The 19,640-nt window shown below is 48.2% G+C and carries 18 protein-coding genes; 3 read left to right on the top strand and 15 right to left on the bottom strand.

All coding sequences use genetic code 11. The annotated features are described in order from the left end of the window. Window positions 1-76: 76 nt before the first annotated feature. Window positions 77-709 carry a cAMP-activated global transcriptional regulator CRP gene (gene crp / locus G7083_RS07645; protein WP_000242749.1) on the top strand — a complete coding sequence of 211 codons (633 nt, stop codon included), beginning with the start codon at window positions 77-79 and terminating at the stop codon, window positions 707-709. A gap of 84 nt (window positions 710-793) precedes the next feature. On the opposite strand, the gene G7083_RS07640 is transcribed toward crp, so the two are convergent. Both G7083_RS07640 and G7083_RS07635 read right to left on the bottom strand, forming a co-directional pair. Continuing rightward, the gene (locus tag G7083_RS07640; RefSeq protein WP_166014246.1) at window positions 794-2,008 is read right to left on the bottom strand and encodes an aspartate aminotransferase family protein; all 1,215 of its coding nucleotides are present in this window, start codon (window positions 2,006-2,008) and stop codon (window positions 794-796) included. A gap of 220 nt (window positions 2,009-2,228) precedes the next feature. Then, window positions 2,229-2,822, bottom strand: a complete 594-nt coding sequence (locus G7083_RS07635) for an aminodeoxychorismate/anthranilate synthase component II (RefSeq protein WP_166014245.1) — start codon at window positions 2,820-2,822, stop codon at window positions 2,229-2,231. Window positions 2,823-3,073: 251 nt separating this feature from the next. Between G7083_RS07635 and rimO the strand changes: the two genes are divergently transcribed. Next, entirely contained in the window at window positions 3,074-4,486 is a 1,413-nt protein-coding gene (rimO, locus tag G7083_RS07630; RefSeq protein ID WP_166014244.1) for a 30S ribosomal protein S12 methylthiotransferase RimO, read from the top strand. Between the two features lie 100 nt (window positions 4,487-4,586). Here rimO and trpS read toward each other — a convergent pair whose 3' ends face one another. The 12 genes from trpS to pilM all read right to left on the bottom strand — a co-directional run bounded on the left by trpS (window position 4,587) and on the right by pilM (window position 16,034). After that, window positions 4,587-5,603 carry a tryptophan--tRNA ligase gene (gene trpS, locus G7083_RS07625; protein WP_166014243.1) on the bottom strand — a complete coding sequence of 339 codons (1,017 nt, stop codon included), beginning with the start codon at window positions 5,601-5,603 and terminating at the stop codon, window positions 4,587-4,589. A 143-nt stretch (window positions 5,604-5,746) separates the two neighbouring features. Then, window positions 5,747-6,427: a phosphoglycolate phosphatase gene (locus tag G7083_RS07620; protein ID WP_166014242.1), complete on the bottom strand. Its 681-nt coding sequence runs from the start codon at window positions 6,425-6,427 to the stop codon at window positions 5,747-5,749. A 19-nt stretch (window positions 6,428-6,446) separates the two neighbouring features. Beyond that, complete coding sequence (gene rpe / locus G7083_RS07615) at window positions 6,447-7,121, bottom strand: ribulose-phosphate 3-epimerase (RefSeq protein ID WP_166014241.1); 675 nt, start codon at window positions 7,119-7,121, stop codon at window positions 6,447-6,449. 241 nt (window positions 7,122-7,362) lie between these two features. Then, the gene (locus G7083_RS07610) at window positions 7,363-8,196 is read right to left on the bottom strand and encodes a Dam family site-specific DNA-(adenine-N6)-methyltransferase (RefSeq protein ID WP_166014240.1); all 834 of its coding nucleotides are present in this window, start codon (window positions 8,194-8,196) and stop codon (window positions 7,363-7,365) included. 69 nt (window positions 8,197-8,265) lie between these two features. After that, a complete protein-coding gene (locus G7083_RS07605) occupies window positions 8,266-9,732 on the bottom strand; it encodes an AAA family ATPase (RefSeq protein WP_166014239.1) in 1,467 nt (488 codons plus the stop codon). A 55-nt stretch (window positions 9,733-9,787) separates the two neighbouring features. Then, entirely contained in the window at window positions 9,788-10,873 is a 1,086-nt protein-coding gene (gene aroB, locus G7083_RS07600; protein ID WP_166014238.1) for a 3-dehydroquinate synthase, read from the bottom strand. 30 nt (window positions 10,874-10,903) lie between these two features. Continuing rightward, a complete protein-coding gene (aroK, locus tag G7083_RS07595; RefSeq protein ID WP_166014237.1) occupies window positions 10,904-11,428 on the bottom strand; it encodes a shikimate kinase AroK in 525 nt (174 codons plus the stop codon). Window positions 11,429-11,614: 186 nt separating this feature from the next. Continuing rightward, window positions 11,615-13,327: a type IV pilus secretin PilQ family protein gene (locus tag G7083_RS07590; RefSeq protein ID WP_166014236.1), complete on the bottom strand. Its 1,713-nt coding sequence runs from the start codon at window positions 13,325-13,327 to the stop codon at window positions 11,615-11,617. Window positions 13,328-13,352: 25 nt separating this feature from the next. Beyond that, window positions 13,353-13,871: a pilus assembly protein PilP gene (locus G7083_RS07585; RefSeq protein WP_166014235.1), complete on the bottom strand. Its 519-nt coding sequence runs from the start codon at window positions 13,869-13,871 to the stop codon at window positions 13,353-13,355. Then, complete coding sequence (pilO, locus tag G7083_RS07580) at window positions 13,861-14,451, bottom strand: type 4a pilus biogenesis protein PilO (RefSeq protein ID WP_166014234.1); 591 nt, start codon at window positions 14,449-14,451, stop codon at window positions 13,861-13,863. The genes G7083_RS07585 and pilO overlap by 11 nt, the downstream gene beginning before the upstream one ends. Further along, window positions 14,444-15,028, bottom strand: coding sequence for a PilN domain-containing protein (locus G7083_RS07575; protein ID WP_166014233.1), 585 nt, complete (start codon window positions 15,026-15,028; stop codon window positions 14,444-14,446). The genes pilO and G7083_RS07575 overlap by 8 nt, the downstream gene beginning before the upstream one ends. Next, window positions 15,018-16,034, bottom strand: a complete 1,017-nt coding sequence (gene pilM, locus G7083_RS07570) for a type IV pilus assembly protein PilM (RefSeq protein ID WP_166014232.1) — start codon at window positions 16,032-16,034, stop codon at window positions 15,018-15,020. The genes G7083_RS07575 and pilM overlap by 11 nt, the downstream gene beginning before the upstream one ends. A 151-nt stretch (window positions 16,035-16,185) precedes the next feature. Between pilM and G7083_RS07565 the strand changes: the two genes are divergently transcribed. Then, window positions 16,186-18,663, top strand: coding sequence for a penicillin-binding protein 1A (locus G7083_RS07565; RefSeq protein WP_166014231.1), 2,478 nt, complete (start codon window positions 16,186-16,188; stop codon window positions 18,661-18,663). Window positions 18,664-18,715: 52 nt separating this feature from the next. On the opposite strand, the gene oxyR is transcribed toward G7083_RS07565, so the two are convergent. After that, the gene (oxyR, locus tag G7083_RS07560; protein ID WP_166014230.1) at window positions 18,716-19,621 is read right to left on the bottom strand and encodes a DNA-binding transcriptional regulator OxyR; all 906 of its coding nucleotides are present in this window, start codon (window positions 19,619-19,621) and stop codon (window positions 18,716-18,718) included. Window positions 19,622-19,640: the final 19 nt, after the last annotated feature.

The raw sequence follows: 19,640 nt of genomic DNA, 5'->3' as shown, positions 1-19,640 counted from the left end.
TTCTAGTAAACCCAATTGAGGCTTCGCTAAAATATGGATAGCGGCAAGCGTACCCTGCAGAGGAAGTGAGATAATTATGGTTCTAGGTAAACCTCAAACCGATCCAACACTAGAGTGGTTTCTTTCACATTGTCACATTCATAAGTACCCATCAAAAAGCACACTGATCCACGCGGGTGAGAAAGCGGAAACGCTGTATTACATCGTCAAAGGTTCTGTCGCGGTACTGATTAAAGATGAAGAAGGTAAAGAGATGATCCTCTCTTACCTAAACCAAGGTGATTTCATCGGTGAACTGGGCCTCTTTGAAGAAGGCCAAGAGCGTACCGCTTGGGTTCGAGCTAAAACACCTTGTGAAGTGGCTGAAATCTCATTTAAGAAATTCCGTCAATTGATCCAGGTTAACCCTGATATTTTGATGCGCCTTTCAGGTCAAATGGCTCGCCGTCTGCAAGTCACTAGCCAAAAAGTGGGTGACCTGGCGTTCTTAGACGTCACCGGTCGGATTGCCCAAACTCTGCTCAACCTAGCACGTCAACCTGATGCTATGACCCACCCTGATGGCATGCAGATCAAAATCACCCGTCAAGAGATTGGTCAAATTGTTGGCTGTTCACGTGAAACCGTTGGCCGCATCCTCAAGATGCTGGAAGAGCAAAATCTGATCTCTGCTCACGGTAAAACTATCGTGGTGTACGGTACTCGCTAACTATTGCGTGATCACCAGATCGATAAAAAGAGCCACCCGTTGCATTGGGTGGCTCTTTTTTTAGTTTAGTGTATCAGCGGATGACTAACCAACCAGCGTGGCGATAGCGCTATCTAAACGCGCCATCCCCTCGGCAATCTCTTGCTGACTAATGATTAATGACGGAGTAAAACGCACCACACTCGCTCCGGCCATCAAGACCAGCAACCCCTGCTGACCAGCAGCCAGCAAAATATCCCGTGCACGGCCTTGCCATTGTTCATTCAACACCGCCCCCAGCAATAAGCCTTTACCGCGCACTTCTTGGAATAGGTGATATTTTTGATTAATTTTTGCCAACTCCGCACGCATCCACTGCTCACGCTGCCGAACGCCAGCCAAAATATCCGGCTGGGACACAAAATCGACCACCGCTTCCGCCACTGCGCACGCTAATGGATTGCCACCGTAAGTCGAACCGTGCACACCAACCTGCATATGTTGCGCAAGTTTCGCCGTGGTCAAAATCGCACCAATCGGGAAACCACCACCGAGCGACTTGGCGGTGCTAAGAATATCCGGCGTGATCCCTAGCCCTTGATAGGCATAAAAATCACCGGTGCGACCATTGCCAGTTTGTACTTCATCAAAAATCAGCAGCGCATGGTGTTTGTCACACAATTCGCGTACCGCTTGCACAAATTCGCCGCTGGGCGCAATAATCCCGCCTTCGCCCTGCAGCGGTTCCATCATCACCGCGCAAGTGCGATCAGATATTTGTGCTTGTAACGCCGCCAGATCATTATAAGGCAGATGCACAATATCGCCCGGTTTCGGCCCAAAACCATCCGAATAGGCTGCTTGACCACCGACCGAAACGGTAAACAAAGTGCGACCATGGAACCCTTGATTAAAAGCAATGATTTCCGATTTTTCAGCGCCATATACATCCGCCGCATAACGACGCGCCAGTTTCAGGGCCGCTTCGTTGGCTTCCGCGCCTGAATTGGCAAAAAAGACCTTTTCAGCAAAACTGACTTGGGTAAGTTTTTTGGCCAGCCGTAAGGCGGGTTCATTGGTCATGATATTACTCACATGCCACAGCTTATTCGCTTGAGTGGTCAAGGCTTCAACCATCACAGGGTGGCAATGCCCCAAGCAACTCACCGCAATCCCTCCTGCAAAATCAATATACTCGCGGCCATGCTGATCCCACACTTTGCAACCAACCCCTTTGACAGGGATAAACTCCATCGGGTTGTAGCAAGGTACCATTACCTCATCAAACCAACTCCGATCGACACTCGCTTCCATCATCATTAACCACTCCTTGCAACACTGCGTCACTAATGATTACTTATGCAATAAAAACGTTTTTTTATGAAGCTTTTTTTATGAAAAATTAAAAATAGCTCAGAAAACGAAGAACTATACCCAAACAACTTGGAGTTGCAGGTAGGCGGCAAGTGAGTGAGTCCCCATGAGCATAGGTAAACTATGTGATTGGGGGTGAATGAACGTAGCCAACACCACTGCAGCCTCAAGTAGGAAGGGTATAGCGACGTAAGAAATTGGCCAACAACTGGTGACCCTGCTCGGTTTTAATCGACTCTGGATGAAACTGCACCGCTTCTAGTGCTAGGCTTTTATGTTGAAAGCCCATGATTTCATCAACACGACCATCACTGAGCTCTGTCCATGCCGTTAGCTCAAAGCACGCCGGTAGCGTCTCATTTTTCACCACCAATGAGTGATAGCGAGTCACGGTCAGTGGATTATTCAGTCCAGCAAATAAGCCTTGTCCGCTATGGCGGATCGGCGAGGTTTTACCGTGCATCACCTGACGTGCGCGCACCACTTGACCACCAAACGCTTGCGCCATCGCTTGGTGCCCTAAACAGACACCTAAAATCGGTAGCTGGCCAGCAAAATGCTCAATCGCTGCCAGCGAAATGCCCGCCTCATTTGGGGTACAAGGCCCGGGAGAGATCACCAGATGGCTCGGCGCTAACGCCTTGATACCATCGAGATCAATCTGATCATTGCGCACCACCTTGACCTTAGCCCCTAACTCACAGAAGTATTGATACAGGTTGTAGGTAAACGAATCGTAGTTATCGATCATCAGCAGCATGCATACCTCCTTGAGCGATGAAAATCGTGCGCGCTATTGTGCAACACTGGCTTTTAAAGGCAAGGTTTAAGCCAAACATACCAACTTTAGCCGCGCTTGGTGGGTGCTTTTTTACGCAATTTTGCACCCTCGGCTCTACCCAATTTCCCCGGCTCAGTTATAATTCGCCGACTTTTATACCCGTACCGATTGCCACCACACCTTGGTGATCTGGGCGGTGATCCGATAATTATCAGGTAGCACACAGAGCAATGACAGTTCAGACTTTTACGCCCAACCAAACGACAACCTTGGAAACGGCGAAAAAAACCCTCGTACAACAGAGCCAAATCGGTCAAACCACAGGCAATAAAATTGGTTTTGTTTCGTTAGGTTGCCCGAAAAACTTGGTCGATTCAGAACGCATTTTGACCCAACTGCGTACCGAGGGGTATGACATCGTCAATAGTTATCACGATGCCGACGTAGTGATTGTCAACACCTGTGGCTTTATCGATAGTGCGGTACAAGAGTCGCTTGATACGATTGGTGAGGCGCTCACAGAAAACGGCAAAGTGATTGTCACTGGCTGCCTTGGCGCGCGCGAAAATGAAATTCGCCAAGTGCATCCCAATGTATTAGCCATTACCGGCCCGCACGCTTATCAAAATGTCTTGGAGCAGGTACACCAATACGCACCGAAACCCACTCATAACCCCTTTACCAGCCTAGTGCCGGACCACGGGGTCAAACTGACTCCCAAGCATTACGCTTACCTAAAAATTTCCGAAGGATGTAATCACCGCTGTACTTTCTGCATTATTCCCTCGATGCGCGGTGACTTAGTCAGCCGTCCAGTGGGCGATATTCTTAGCGAAGCGGAACGCCTGAAAAACGCTGGGGTAAAAGAGCTACTGGTGATCAGCCAAGATACCAGCGCTTACGGGGTGGATACCAAGCACAGCCTCGGTTTTGCCAACGGTTCACCAGTGCGCCACAATATCAAAGCACTGAGTGAAGAGCTCGGCAAAATGGGGATTTGGGTACGTTTGCACTATGTCTACCCTTACCCGCATGTCGATGAGCTGATCCATTTGATGGCGCAAGGCAAAGTACTGCCTTACCTAGATATTCCGTTCCAACACGCCAGTCCACGAGTGCTGAAAATAATGAAGCGCCCAGGACAAGCGGAACGCACCTTAGAGCAGATTAAAAGATGGCGAGAGATCTGCCCAGAGCTGGTGATCCGCTCAACCTTTATCGTCGGCTTCCCAGGCGAAACGGAACAAGATTTCCAGATCCTGCTGGATTGGCTGCAACAAGCCCAACTCGATCGCGTTGGCTGCTTTAAGTATTCCCCCGTCGAAGGGGCTACGGCCAATGAAATTGCAGATCAGATCCCGGAAGAAGTGAAACAAGATCGTTTCGAGCGCTTTATGCTGGTGCAACAAGCGATCAGCGCCGCCAAACTGCAGAAGCGGATTGGCAGCACCATGCAAGTGCTGATTGATGAAGTCGATGAAGAAGGCGCGATTGGCCGTACCTACGCCGATGCTCCTGAAATTGATGGCTTAGTCTATCTCAATGGGGAAACTGGCCTACAACCGGGTGAGCGGGTCAAGGTGCTTATCGAACACGCCGATGAATATGATCTGTGGGGCAGCGTACAGCGCGACGCACAGTAAATCGAGTACAGAACCCATAAATAAAGGCTAGCGCAAGCTAGCCTTTATTTTTCCGCCGATCCAAGCAATAACGCAGTGGATATAGCTCAATCACACAAGCTTATGGGCGTGCCACAAATCCGACGGCCGCATAGACTTGTTGTAGCGTTTGCTGCGCCTTGGCTGAGGCTTTCTCTGCACCATCACTCATCACGCTGTTAAGATAGGCACGATCACTGCGAATCCGCTGGTATTGCGCCTGAATAGGCTCCAGCATCGCCACCAGCGCTTCACCAACGTCTTTCTTAAATGGGCCATACATCTCCACCCCAGCGTATTGCGCTTCAATTTGCGCAAAAGTTTGCCCGGTGGCAGCGGAATACAGTCCCATCAAGTTAGCAATTCCGGCTTTATTCTCTACATCGTAGGCGATCCGCGGCGGAGTTTCGGCATCGGTTTGCGCTTTGTTGATCTTCTTGATGATCGATTTAGGATCTTCCAGCAAGGTGATCACATTTTTGCGGTTATCGTCCGATTTCGACATTTTCTTAGTCGCATCTTGCAGACTCATCACGCGCGCATTCACGGTTGGGATATAAGGCTCTGGAATGGTAAAAATCGGCTGCTCTGGGGCATAAATATTATTGAAACGGGTCGCGATATCGCGCGCCAGTTCTAAATGCTGCTTCTGATCACTGCCGACAGGCACTTGGTGCGCACCATACAGCAGAATGTCTGCCGCCATCAACACCGGATAACCAAACAAACCGACATTCACATCATTGGCATACCGTGCGGATTTGTCCTTGAATTGAGTCATGCGGTTCAGTTCACCCATCTGGGTATAACAGTTTAACACCCAACTCAGTTGCGCATGCTCCGGCACATGGGATTGAACAAACAGCGTGCTCTTTTCGGGATCAACCCCGACTGCCAAGCAGATTGCCAGTGCATCAAGCGTTACTTCATACAGTGCTTGCGGATCTTGGCGCACGGTAATCGCATGCAGATCCACCACACAATATTGGCAATCATAATCATCTTGCATCTGTTGCCATTGACGCAGCGCACCCAAATAGTTACCGATACTTAGTTCACCTGACGGTTGAACACCACTCAATACAATGGGTTTGCTCATGGGTTTGATTTCCTTGCAACTGAAATTAAAATTACACAACACTTAAAATGACACCAATCAAAGTGACAAAACCGCACTCAGCTTGAGTGCGGTTTTAGCAGTGTACTTATTAACGAGTATTTTTCTAGTACGAATAACAGGTTTTATGCCGAAACCTGCACCACCTCAAGTAGCGTGCCAATATCATCGGCCACAAAATCAGGCTCTGCATTAGCAATCGGTTCACCATGGTTGTAACCATAGGTTAAACCAAACGAGTAACAGTTGGCATTTTTCGCCGCCAGAATGTCATTCTGCGAGTCACCGACCATCAACATCTGATCCGCACTCAGTTGGTGCTTAGCCAGTAACCAGTTGAGCGCCATCGGATCTGGCTTCTTATCTGGGAATGTATCGCCACCAATCACATCACTAAAAAAATGGGCAATGTTATGCTGCTCAAGCACTTCTGGCACAAAGCGCGATGGTTTATTGGTCACCAACGCCAAAATAAACCCAGCGTTATGTAATGCAGCCAAGGTCGATGTGACGTTGGCATACAGATGACTTAATTGATGGCCAGTTTGCGCGTAAAATTCATCAAACTTTTCGCGAGCTTGCTCTAGCAGGGCTGGGCTTAAATCGGAATTGATGGTTAAACTTTGGCTAAGCGCACGCGCAATCAATACATCGGCACCATTGCCGACATAATCACGCACTTGTGCTTCACTTACCGTGGGATAGCCGAGTAGGTGTGCAGTTTGATCCACCGCAAGCGCTAAATCCGGCACACTGTCGAGCAGCGTACCATCCAAATCAAAAGCAATTAATTTTATCGATTTCAAAACAGGATCCTAACTCAAATTAAATCTTGGCTTGTGCCAATTCAGCACGCATTTGGGCAATCACCGCTTGGTAGTCAGGCTGGCCAAAAATCGCCGAGCCGGCCACAAACATATCGGCCCCGGCCTCCGCAATTTCACGGATGTTTTCCACTTTGACTCCACCATCGATTTCCAAACGAATTTGACGACCGCTTTGCGTGATCCGCTCACGCACCGCACGCAGTTTATCTAAGGTGTGTGGAATGAAAGATTGTCCGCCAAAACCCGGGTTCACCGACATCAGCAAAATTAAATCGACTTTATCCATGATGTAATCGAGATGATGCAGAGGTGTCGCAGGGTTCAGTACCACACCCGCCTGACAACCACACTCTTTAATGAGCTGTAAAGTACGGTCAACGTGCTCAGAAGCTTCAACGTGGAAAGTGATCATGGAAGCGCCAGCTTTGGCAAAATCCGGAATGATGCGATCGACCGGTTTAACCATTAGATGCACATCGATCGGCGCGGTGATCCCATAATCGCGGAGCGCTTTGCAAATGGGTGCGCCAAATGTCAGGTTCGGTACGTAGTGATTGTCCATCACATCGAAATGCACCACATCGGCCCCAGCCGCGAGCACTTTGGCAACATCTTCACCTAAACGGGCAAAATCGGCGGAGAGAATGGATGGTGCAATGAGAAAATCTTTCATACTGACCTCATGAGGAGTGGAATGCGAGCTGGATATAATGTGCTCGCTATTCTACCTAAGCTCGCCAACAGATCCTAGCGCACCGCTCAGCGGCCAAGATCATTTTGGCGAATATCCCCTTCCTAGTTGAAGCTGCAGCGGTGTTGGCTACGTTGCTTCAGCCCAATCACCATAGTTTGCCTATGCTCATCGGGACTGATTCACTTGCCTACCTACAACGCCAAGTTGTTTGGGGATAACATCAAACTTGAGGTACTGAAAGAGGGGTAAATAAAGCAAGTAATTCATCGACTTTATTACGCCCTGCGCCATTGCGACTGATGGTGCGATTGGCTTTGACGACGTTAAGCTGCGCCCCGCGATATAAACGGCGGGTATGGGTGGTGTCATGATTAGAAATCAACACCGAAATGCCACGCTCTTTGGCGGTTTTCTCGGCAATATCCGCTAACGCGGCTTGATCGTCGAGGGTAAAACCACTACCGGCATAAGAGGTAAAATTGGCGGTCGTCGAGAGCGGTGCATAAGGTGGATCACAATAGATCACGCTATCACTTTGCGCCTGCGCAAAACTGTGGTGGTAAGAGGCGCAGATAAACGTTGCACGCTGAGCTTTCTCAGCAAAAAACTCCAGCTCTTGCTCGGGAAAATACGGTTTTTTATAAGAACCAAACGGCACATTAAAGCCGCCTTTTTTGTTGTAACGGCACAGGCCATTAAAACCAAATCGGTTCATATACAAAAAAGCCAGTGAGCGAAACAGCACATCATCACTTTGATTAAACTGCTGACGAATATCGAGATAGGCTTCTTTACGATTATTTTCCGGCACAAACCAGCGTTTGGCTTCGGTAATGTAAGCTTGTGAGTCGGTTTTGAGCAGATTATAGAAATTGATCAGATCGGGATTAATATCTGCCAGCAGATAGCGCTCAAAATCGGTATTCAAAAACACGGATCCGGCCCCAACAAAGGGCTCAATCAATTCTCGAGCTTCTGGCAGATGGCGTTGAATGTCTTCGACTAGGCTAAATTTACCGCCAGCCCATTTCAGAAAGGCACGCTGCTTTTTCATCTACTTCTCTAATCACTGGCCACAAAATAAGGCTGCGGAATGTAACATATTTTTGCTTGAAGCTCAGGTTTATTTGTTACGTTCGATTTCGCGCTGCACCTGACTGAGTGACTTAGCCCAAGGACCCAATGCTTGTAGCGCAGCAGGCAGTTGCTCGACCGCATCGCGCGCCATTTGAATGGTTGGATAATTACCCTGCGTGACAATAAACCACTCCACCTCATTACGTAAGGTCGGATAAACGTAAACTTTATTGTGCAACTGATAGCGCTCAATAAATGCCTGCACATCTGGCAGTGAATTCATCGCCGCCAGTTGCAAGGTATAACTGCGCGCCGACATCGCTTTAAGTTCATCACGCGCAAAAGAAAAACTGACCGCTGGCGGCGCAGAAACCGAGGCAGCGCTTGGCTGCAGAGTTTGGCTTTTCAGTTGCGTAACAGATTGAGTTGACTCAACAAGTTGTTCAATCGCGACGGTGTCGGTGGGATTGGCGGTGCCTTGCAGTAGCGCATCAACCACATCCGAGTTAATCACCACTCGCTTACCATCATCAGCCATGCCGACACTGGCGGTGCTCTCTACCACATCAGGTGGCAAAGCGGCCGTATCATCATAAGCGCCGAACGCCGTACCATCAGCCTCTGAAGTCGCCTCATCACCATTGGCCTTGGCATCATCAGCCAGCGCTGAGTGATTCGCAGAATCGAGGGGAGCAAGCACCGTTTGTTCCGCCGTTGCTAATTGCCGTTCTTGCGGCACCGGTTTTGAGAGTAGCCACCAATAGCCACCACCGAGCAACAGTAGCAATAACAGTATCACTAAGGTGATGTTGAATGGTGAGCCGATAATTGAGCGGATCACCACTCGCTTTTCTAATTTAGTTTCCGCCAATGCCATAATTTCCCCCGGTAACGGATGCACTTTTTTATACGCATTGCGAACTTTACGTTCAAGTTGTGGATCAACATAGCGCATCACTCGATTTTCGAATAACCGATCCGCTTCATCTTCGGACAGCATCTCAATCTCTAAATCGACAGGTTTATGCTCCTGACCGTAACTTAAACGAGCCAGCAACGCGTCCAAACCATTATCCCGAGCAAACAGCAACACATTCAGCGTCCAACGTGGATTCAGTTGTGCTTCTTGCACCAACATCCACAATTCGGAAATCAGCGACTCAGACAACAGATGGGCATCATCGACCACAATGGCGATATCGCAGGTCTGCTCTTCAAATAGGCGAGTAACACTCTCAGCGAGTGGATCTTTGGGGTTGAACGAGGACTCAGAAGCCAACTGTGACAAGATAGTCACCCGGCGCTGCTCATCATTTTGATTAGGATGACACATCAGCAGAGCTTGGTTTTTATCCGGCACCCAGCTCTCTAAAAAGCGCTGTGCCAACCAAGATTTACCTGCACCTTGCCGACCACACACATTCACTAAATGAGAACCAAAGCGAGTCAGTAGCTGTAACCGCTGCAATAATTCCGTTTGCGACTCTAAATCCAGTTCATGCGCCAAACTCATTGGGCCATCCTAATCACAATTGTCTGCTATCAATAAGGTTACACGAGCGTCCATTTTACACAGTGCGACAATACTCAATCGCCTGTGCGATCACAGCTTGAGCAACATCTTTTACTACTGCGGCACTGCCTATGCTAGTTGGTAATACGAGACGTAGCTCGCCGGCCAACACTTTTTTATCACGCAGCATATGCTGCATAAAATCGGCAAAGGTCATACTATCTGGTGGACAAACTGGTAATTGGGCTTGTTTGAGTAGCGCTACGATACGCGCAAACTGAATAGGATCAATCAAACCTTGCAGTAAGGCAGTTTTGGCCGCCATCACAGTGCCAGCCGCAACAGCTTCACCGTGTAGCCAATTACCGTAGCCCATATGTGCTTCAATCGCATGGCCAAAGGTATGGCCGAGATTGAGTAACGCACGAATACCCGTTTCGGTTTCATCTTGAGCAACGATTTCAGCTTTGATTTGGCAACAACGGGCAATCGCATAAGTTAATGCGCTTTGATCGAGAGCATATAATGCATCGATGTGCTGCTCTAACCAATCGAAAAACGCCGCATCGTAAATAATCCCGTATTTGATCACTTCGGCCATGCCTGCGGCAAACTCACGTGCTGGCAGAGTGGCTAAACAGTCAGTATCAATTAATACCGCTTGCGGCTGATAAAATGCGCCGATCATGTTTTTGCCAAGTGGATGATTGACGGCGGTTTTCCCCCCTACCGAGGAGTCTACTTGCGACAATAACGTGGTGGGAATTTGGATAAAATCCACTCCGCGCTGATAACAAGCTGCTGCGAAACCGACCAGATCACCAATCACTCCACCACCGAGGGCAATGATCACCACATCACGGTTGTAGTTGTGTTCGAGCAAAAAGCTCACCACGGTATTGAACGTCTCTAAGGTTTTATACTGTTCACCGTCAGGCAGCTCAAGCAATGCATGCTGACAGCCAAGTCGATCCAGTAATGAGACAATGACAGAGGCATAGAGCGGAGCTACCGTGTGATTAGTCACGATCACCACTTTCTGCTGGGCGGAGAGAGAAAGAAAGGCCGGATCAGCAAATAATCCGGCACCGATTGAAATTGGGTAGCTACGTTCACCTAAGTTGACCGTAATCCGCTCCATGGTTTTGCACTCCAATTCTTCGAACAAATCTTACATGATGTGTTCTTCTAGCATTTTTACGATCTGATTGGCTACCACTTTTGCACTTTGATCGTCAGTACGCACGGTGATATCCGCTATTTCTTGGTACATCGGATTACGATCTTCGGCTAATTGCTCTAACACATCACGTGGGCAATCGGTTTGTAATAACGGACGCTTTTTATCACGATTGGTGCGGGCCAATTGCTTTTCGATGGTCGTTTCGAGGTACACCACGATACCGCGAGCAGACAAGCGATTGCGATTATCTTTACTGATCACAGAGCCACCACCGGTCGCCAGTACGATACCTTGTTGCTCAGTTAGATCATTAATAACGGCCTCTTCGCGCTTGCGGAAGCCTTCCTCACCTTCAACATCAAACACCCATGCGATATCAGCTCCGGTACGTTCTTCGATAACCGTATCAGAGTCAACAAACTCCATGTGCAGTTGTTGCGCAAGGTGTCTACCAATTGTACTTTTGCCGGCGCCCATCGGGCCAACAAGGAAAATATTGCGTTTCTCAGCCATGTTTAGCAGTAATTTACAACGTTAATTCAATGACATCGCCACAAGAGTTGCTGGACATATACCAACAGTAAGTATGCTTGTGGCACCTATTCCTCACCGATATTTCGTGATAAGACCCGAAATTATCAAGGTATGGTGCCACTATTGCAACTTTAATTTTTGTTCACGGGTTTTACGCACGCTAAGTTATTGAATGACGACTTTCGGCGTGACAAAAATCAGTAGCTCACTTTTACCCATTTGCTCGTAAGTGCGGCGAAACAGAGCGCCTAACACGGGCAGATCGCCGAGCAATGGCACTTTATCCACCGTATTATTAATACTGTGTTGGAAAATGCCGCCCAGCACCACCGTTTCGCCATTATTGACCAATACCTGAGTGCCGATCCGCTGGGTATCAATTGAAACCGCTTCTCCGGTTCCGGTTTTGACCGTTTCACCACGTCGATCTTGAGTCACGCTCAAATCGAGCACCAAGCGATTGTCTGGGGTAATTTGCGGAGTCACTTTTAAACTCAATACCGCTTTTTTAAATGATACGGTTGAAGCGCCACTGGAGGAAGATTCGAGGTACGGGATCTCGGTACCTTGTTCAATATAGGCTGGCTGTTTATTGGTGGTGATCAGTCGTGGGCTAGAGATGATCTCTGCTTTTGACTCATTTTGCAGTGCCGAAAGTTCCAAATCGAGCAACGTATCTGAACCTAATTTGGCCACCTGGAAAGCAATCGAAGGTGCGTTGGCTGAAGCGCCTAAGTTAACATTTAAGAAATTATCGAGCGGAAAGTCATCATCACCGAGCAGACCTTGTTGCCAGAGATTGCTTTCAATCGAACCACCAACGGAATGGCTACCATTGGTCGACATCACTCCCCAACGCACCCCAAGCTCATCAATATTGCCTTCCTTGACGGTCACGATCCGCGCTTCAATTTGCACTTGTTTAACCGGGATATCTAGTGATTCAATGATCTCACTGATCACCGCGATATTGTCCGGCAACTCACGGATCAGCAACGAGTTAGTCCGCTCATCAATGCTGATTGAACCGCGATCCGACAGCATATTAACATTGCCCTCACCGCCGATCATCGCGGCGATATCCGACGCTTTGGCAAAGTTAATCTTGATGATTTGTGATTTTAAATCACCAAGCTCTTCGGTCAAACGCGCCTTTTCCAAAGCTTGTTTCTCACGTAAATCCAGCTCTTCTTTAGGTGCAATCAAAATCACGTTGCCATCGACCCGCTTATCCAATCCTTTGACTTGCAAAATAATATCTAACACCTGCTGCCAAGGTACCCCATCTAAGCGTAAAGTGAGGTTGCCAACCACTGAATCCGAGACCACTAAATTGAAGCTGTTATAGTCAGCAATCAGCTGTAAGACATTGCGCACCGGAATATCTTGGAAGTTAATTGAGATCAGCTTGCCCTCTTTTTCCAAGATACTTTTCGATTTTGGCTTTTCATCCACTTTGAGTTTACTGATCACCACTTCAAGGTATTTGCCTTTTAAGGAGTAATCATGCTTAAACTCACCCTCAATGCTCACAATCAACTCCGTGGTCGGCTGCTTTCTAAACACTTCAATGCTCTGCACCGGAGTGGCAAAATCTTTTACATCAAGCAGATAAAGCTTGTCATCAGCAACATCGGTTTTCAGCAGATCAATGCTTAACCCTTGCGGGATCTTTTGCACATCCACCACTACCGAAGCGGAAGCCAATTCGACAATTAACACGGCGGCCTGGGCTTTATTGACTCGAAAATCAATATTTTCCAATCGATTAGCCGAAACAGAATCAACAGCATACGCGACGGAAGAAGTGCAAACCGCCAAACCAATCCATAAGGTCAACCAAGCCTGGGCGACATAAGTTTTCAATCCATTTTTCATCGTGATATCTCTACACTTCAACCTATTATTTTAAAGCCAGCTTGACGTTACGCTGATTCCAACACCCTAAGCCATCCGGCAAGGTTTCATTAATTAACAAGTAGCGCTCATCGACCCGCATAATCTTGCCATTATTATTTCCAACATATTGCCCCGCTTTGGCTTTGACCACGTTCCCATTCGGGGTCTGGATCAAGGCTGAAATCGATCCTCCACTGCTCATCACACCCTTAAGACGTAACTGAGTGAGAGGATAACGCTCAAGGGGGCCATTTTTGGTACGCGGCGCAGGTTGCCAACAATCGGTTTGCGCGACTGGTTGATTGTTTACCAGCGCTTCTTTGGGCAGCATAAATGGCTCACGTCCTTTATGCTGTTGATATTCAACGGCGGAAAACTCCAAAATCGGCTTGAGCTTAGTCACTTCTTGGCGAGCTTCACGCTCAATTTGGGCAACATAACTGGCTAAATTGTCTTGATTGGCTTTGCAACCAACCAACATCAACAAGCTGACTAACAGTGGCCACAGCGAATTATTTTTCATCCTCTACCTCCGGCTTAAACTGATAGGTGTAGGCTCTGACTCGAAAATGCAGTGTGCTGCTTTCTTGACTGACTCGCTGCCAATCAATGTCATCAAAATGAATAATCCGTGGCAGTTGGGCAATCGCCTGAGAGAAATCACCAATATCGTGATAGTTACCGGTCAGCTCAATATTGAGTGGTAAACGATACAGAAAGGCTTGATTTTGGCGTTCACCCCAATCAATTCTGGTGAAGGTCAGTGAGTTATCTAGGCCTAATTGATTGACTGACGCCAGCATACTGGCCAGCTCTTTTTGTACCGGCAATTGACGTAATAAAAAGTCATAGCGCTGTTTTAATTCATCGAGTTGCGCCTGAATCTGTGGCAAAGCGGCCACTTTGTTGGCTTTGATCCTCAAAGTGGCTTTAACCGTTTGCTCTTCTTGTTTCAAAGCGTTGATTTGATCTTGTTGTGGCATCAGATAAAACCAGTAACCCGCCCCTTGAACTAGCAACATCAACAATAAAATCACCAATAACTGAGGCAATAATGGCCATTCGGTGATCTCATCAAGTTCCAATTCTTGCCAATTAGTCATCGGATGCCTCTCCTTGTTTTAGCTCAGAGACCGCCGGCAACAATTGGAAAGAGACTTTGAAGCTCTGAAACTGCTTACCAAAGCGTTTATTGCCCGCCACAATCTCATGCATCTCCACCTCGCTTAATTTGGTCGACTTTTCTAGGTTGTCGAGCATAGTGGCTAAACGGGCAGTCGAATCGCTAATACCGGTGATCTCTATTTGCTGACTATTCATTTTGATCTTATCGACATACACACCTTCTGGGATCAACGGCGGCATCAGATTCATAAAATCGGTGGTGGTATTGCGTTTATGCTGCAATTGCTCGACCACATGTAGGCGAGTCAGCAGCGCTTTGTGTTCTTCTTCGCTCAGTTTCAGTTGCGAGACTTGCTGATCGAGCGAAAAAATATGCTGCTTTAAATAACCAATTCGCTCTTGCTGTTGCGCTACTTGACGACTCAGGTAGTGACCCGCAGCAAACTGCATCAACACCGCGAGCAAAATGCCGAGCATGACTAAACCCAAAAAACGCCGTTTATGAGCTTCACGCCGCGCTTCTCGCCATGGCAATAAATTAATTCTATCCAGCATGCTCACCCTCCAGCCACGCTAAACCACACAAGGCCAAACCTGCCGCGGTGCTAAACCGTGCCCCATCCCTCACTGGTCGCTGACGCCTCGCTACCTCGATGGTGAACAGTGATAATGGATCCAATACCTCACAGGGTAGCCCTACACGCTGCTGCAGGGCCTCAGTCAACCCCGCCATCAGTGCGCCACCACCAGAAAGCCATAGGCCACTCAGATTCTGCGCCCCATGTACCGAGGTAAATAACTGAATTTGACGGGCCGTTTTATCGACCAACTCATCAATAAAGCGCTGTGTTGGATCTTGCAACTCTGATGGGTTGACGGCAAATTCACTCCTTGGCTCGACGTCGAGTCGTTGAGTACCGAGCGGAATATCTTTGTAAAACGGCATTTTGTCTGGCCAATCGAGACACAGGGTGCTTTGGCTATAACCAATATCAATCAACATCCAATCCGCACGCCGCTGAGCACGACTCGCGTGTTGCCATAACTTCAGCAAGCTATGCACTTGTACATCGATCAAGATCGGCTCAAAACCCGCTTTCTTACTGACTTGCCAACGACTGTCGACCACTTCAGTTCTGGTGGCATAAACTTGGAACGTTGTCGTGCTGCTGCGCGCAACAGCACTACTCGCGATCTCAACAAAATCGAAACTCAGATCTTCGACCGGAAAAGGGGATTGATGGGCGAAAGCCTGATAGATAGCAAACTCCTGCTCACGCGGTTCAAGGTCACTATCAATGGGTAATGATTTGCTGATCACCGCATTATCCGGAATTGCCAGCGCGACTTTACGACTAAATAGCGGTAACCCCTTTTTTAGTTGTTTGAGTTTCTTTACAATTTTCTGATAATCGAGCGTGTAGTTATCGGTGAAAATATCCGCGGTAACGAGCAACTCCTCATACCCCACCAGCGCGTAGGTGTCGCCCATAGGTTTGAGCACTACAGCTTTAATGCTGTGATGGCCGATATCAATACCCGTAACTAATGATTTACCCATGTGGCTAAGTTCCCATAAAGATGTCCAGCTCAAGCGACCGATTGCTCTATACTTGGCAATAAATAGGCAGATGAGATTGGATGAGCTAAGGTTCTAGCCTAGAGTACAAGGGTTTGCATTAGTGCAGCCTCAACTAAACAGGGATTCTCCGGTGAAGTTCATAAAGCGTTTATTAGTATTCTCATTGATTTGCATTATTCTTGGAGTCACTACAATCTTTGGTTTCTATTTCTATCTGAAATCAGAATTGCCAGATGTCGCGACTTTGCGTGACGTTCAGTTACAAACTCCGATGCAAGTCTTTAGTCAAGACGGTAAGTTGATCGCCCAGTTTGGCGAGAAACGCCGCATTCCCCTCAAGCTAGAAGAGATGCCCAAAGCACTCATCGACGCGGTGATTGCCACCGAAGATTCTCGCTTCTATGAACACTATGGTTTTGATCCGATTGGTATCACGCGAGCTGCGTTTGCCGTGGTCGCATCGGGCAGCGCCTCACAAGGCGCGAGTACCGTGACTCAGCAATTAGCGCGTAACTTTTTCCTCTCCAATGAGAAAAAAGTGATGCGTAAGATCAAAGAGATCTTTATTGCCATCCACATCGAAGAACTGCTCAGCAAACAAGAAATTTTAGAGCTGTATCTGAATAAAATTTATCTTGGTTACCGCTCTTATGGCGTGGGTGCGGCAGCTCAAGCTTATTTTGGCAAAGAGGTAAAAGACCTCACCTTAGGTGAAATTGCCCTGATCGCGGGTCTTCCAAAAGCGCCTTCGACCATGAACCCGATCTATTCCGTCGAGCGCGCTACCAATCGTCGTAACGTGGTGTTACTGCGCATGCTGGATGAAAAATACATCACACAAGCCGAATATGAAGCCGCTCGGCGTGAACCGGTGTTAGCCAAATATCACGGGGCAGAAATTGAGTTAAATGCACCTTATGTGGCGGAAATTGCCCGCGCTTGGATGGTCGAGCGCTATGGTGAAGAAGCGGCTTACACGTCAGGGATGAATGTTTATACCACGGTAGATGCCAAGCGACAAAAGGCGGCTAATCAAGCCGCGGTCAATAACTTGATCGCTTATGATGAGCGCCATGGCTATCGCGGTGCAGAAAAAGAGTTATGGTCAGCCAACCAACCCACTTGGAGCAGTCTGCAACTGACCCAATACCTCAGCAATGAACCTACCTATGGCGATATGTACCCTGCGGTGGTACTGAGTGTCGAGAATCAATCAGCACAGGTTTGGGTGAAAAGTTACGGTCAGCAAACCATCGCTTGGGAAAATATGAACTGGGCGCGCCGCTTTATTAACGATGATCGGCAAGGTCCATTGCCCCACAGTGCGAGCGAATTTTTAGCGGCTGGCCAGCAAGTTTGGGTTCGCCCACGTAGCCAGGATAGCCAGATCGAGGCTTGGAAACTCAGCCAAGTACCGAATGCCAATACCGCTTTTGTCGCCATGAATCCAGATAATGGCGCGGTACTCGCGTTGGTGGGCGGCTTTAACTTTGTACATAATAAATTTAACCGCGCCACTCAGTCGGTGCGTCAAGTGGGCTCGAGTATTAAGCCGTTTATTTACTCAGCTGGGTTGGATCAAGGGCTGACATTGGCCACCTTGATTAATGATGCTCCGATTAATCAATGGGATGAGAGTCAAGGTACCGCGTGGCGACCTAAAAATTCACCACCGACTTACACTGGCCCAACTCGGCTTAGAATTGGCTTAGCTCAATCGAAAAACGTCATGGCAGTGCGAGTATTGCGTGAAGTGGGTTTGGATAAAACTCGTCAATATTTAACTCGCTTTGGCTTTAGTCTTGATCAACTACCACGCTCAGAAACCATCGCGCTTGGTGCTGGTAGCTTAACGCCAGTACAAATGGCACAGGGTTTCTCTGTGTTTGTGAATAATGGCTACTTTGTTCAACCTTTCTATATTAGCCGAGTCGAAACACCATCCGGCAAACTGGAGTTCAGCGCTGAACCGAAAGTCGTCTGCCATCAACAGTGTGCAGCAACACTTAACGAGTTTGCCGAACAAGATGTCAACACCGCTTATGCACCACAGGTGATCTCCGAACAAAATGCGTTCCTGACCCGCGAAATGTTGTACAGCAATATTTGGGGGGGCGGCGAATGGAGTTCAGATACCGGTTGGAATGGTACGGGCTGGCGCGCGCAGACACTGAAGCGGCGTGATATTGGCGGCAAAACTGGCACCACCAATGATTCGAAAGATGCATGGTATAACGGTTATGGCCCGGGCATTGTCGCCGTGGCTTGGGTCGGCTTTGATGACCATAGTCGCAACTTAGGCAAAACGGCACCGAATAAAAACTTGGATGATGATGTCTCCGGAGCGGAATCCGGTGGTAAAACTGCGTTACCCGCTTGGGTTGAATTTATGTCGCTCGCACTACAAGATGTACCGACCCAACCCAAAACCGTACCCGATAATATAGTGCGGGTGCGCATTGATCGTGAGACTGGACTACTGACCAACAAATTAGATGCCAGTTCGATGTTTGAGTATTTCGAAGCCGGGACTGAACCGACTGAATACGTTGGTGAACATGTCAATGAGTCGATTTACTCATCCAGCACTGGTGAAGAGTTGTTCTAACTTACATCGATAACCAACCGAGGCGGCATTGACCGCCTCGTTTTTTTTGGCGTTAAATTGACTCTAGCTCGGCAGGCTGCAAGCACTGCTGAATCTCCGCCGCCAACTGCTCAAAGCGCTGACGTAAAGGAGAGCCTGGGCGATAAGCCAAGACTAATCGACGAGATGGAATAGGATTTACCGCTCGCAGATAACACACGCCATCTTTGTTTTTTTCTGCTGGCAGCGCCAATTGAGGCAATAAGGTGATCCCAGCCCCGGCGGCAACCATATTACGCAAGGTTTCTAAGCTAGTGGCTTTAAAGCGTTCATCATCCTTTGCGCCGGCAGCAAAACAAAAGCCTAACGCTTGATCGCGCAGGCAATGACCATCGCCCAAAGCTAACACCGTTTTATCTTTCAATTCCAACATCTCGACCGCATCGCGCTCAGCCCAAGCATGATCACTCGGCACCGCAATACTCATCACCTCATGATACAGTTCAATCTCTTTAAACGGCGCGGTCTCTTCCACCGAGGCTAATACCAAGCAATCGAGCTTGCCCTCTTCAAGTTGCCGCACCAATTGATGGGTCTGCGCTTCATGCAGGTAAAGCTCCAATTCTGGAAAACGCTGTTTCAAGGTTGGGATGATCCGCGGTAATAGATAAGGCCCTAAGGTTGGGATAAATCCGATGTGCAGCGGGCCGGTCATTGCTCCGGTTTGCTGATTTGCCATATCTTTAAAGGTTTTCACTTCGCTGAGAATTTTCTTGGCCTGATCGACCAACTGCAGCCCAGACTCAGTAAACAGCACACGCCGACTACTGCGCTCAAGCAAGGTGGTACCAATTTCATCCTCTAATTTACGGATTTGACCACTGAGCGTTGGTTGACTGACAAAACACGCCTCTGCTGCTTTACGAAAATGCTTATGGTCGGCTAACGCGACCAGATATTCAAAATCACGAATGTTCATGCTTTACCCACATAGAATG

It is taken from the genome of Vibrio sp. HDW18 (assembly GCF_011306175.1).
GTDB lineage: Bacteria > Pseudomonadota > Gammaproteobacteria > Enterobacterales > Vibrionaceae > Vibrio > Vibrio chanodichtyis.
The sequence above is the reverse complement of the archived record's forward strand: the minus strand, read 5'-3'. Positions and strand labels throughout refer to the sequence as shown.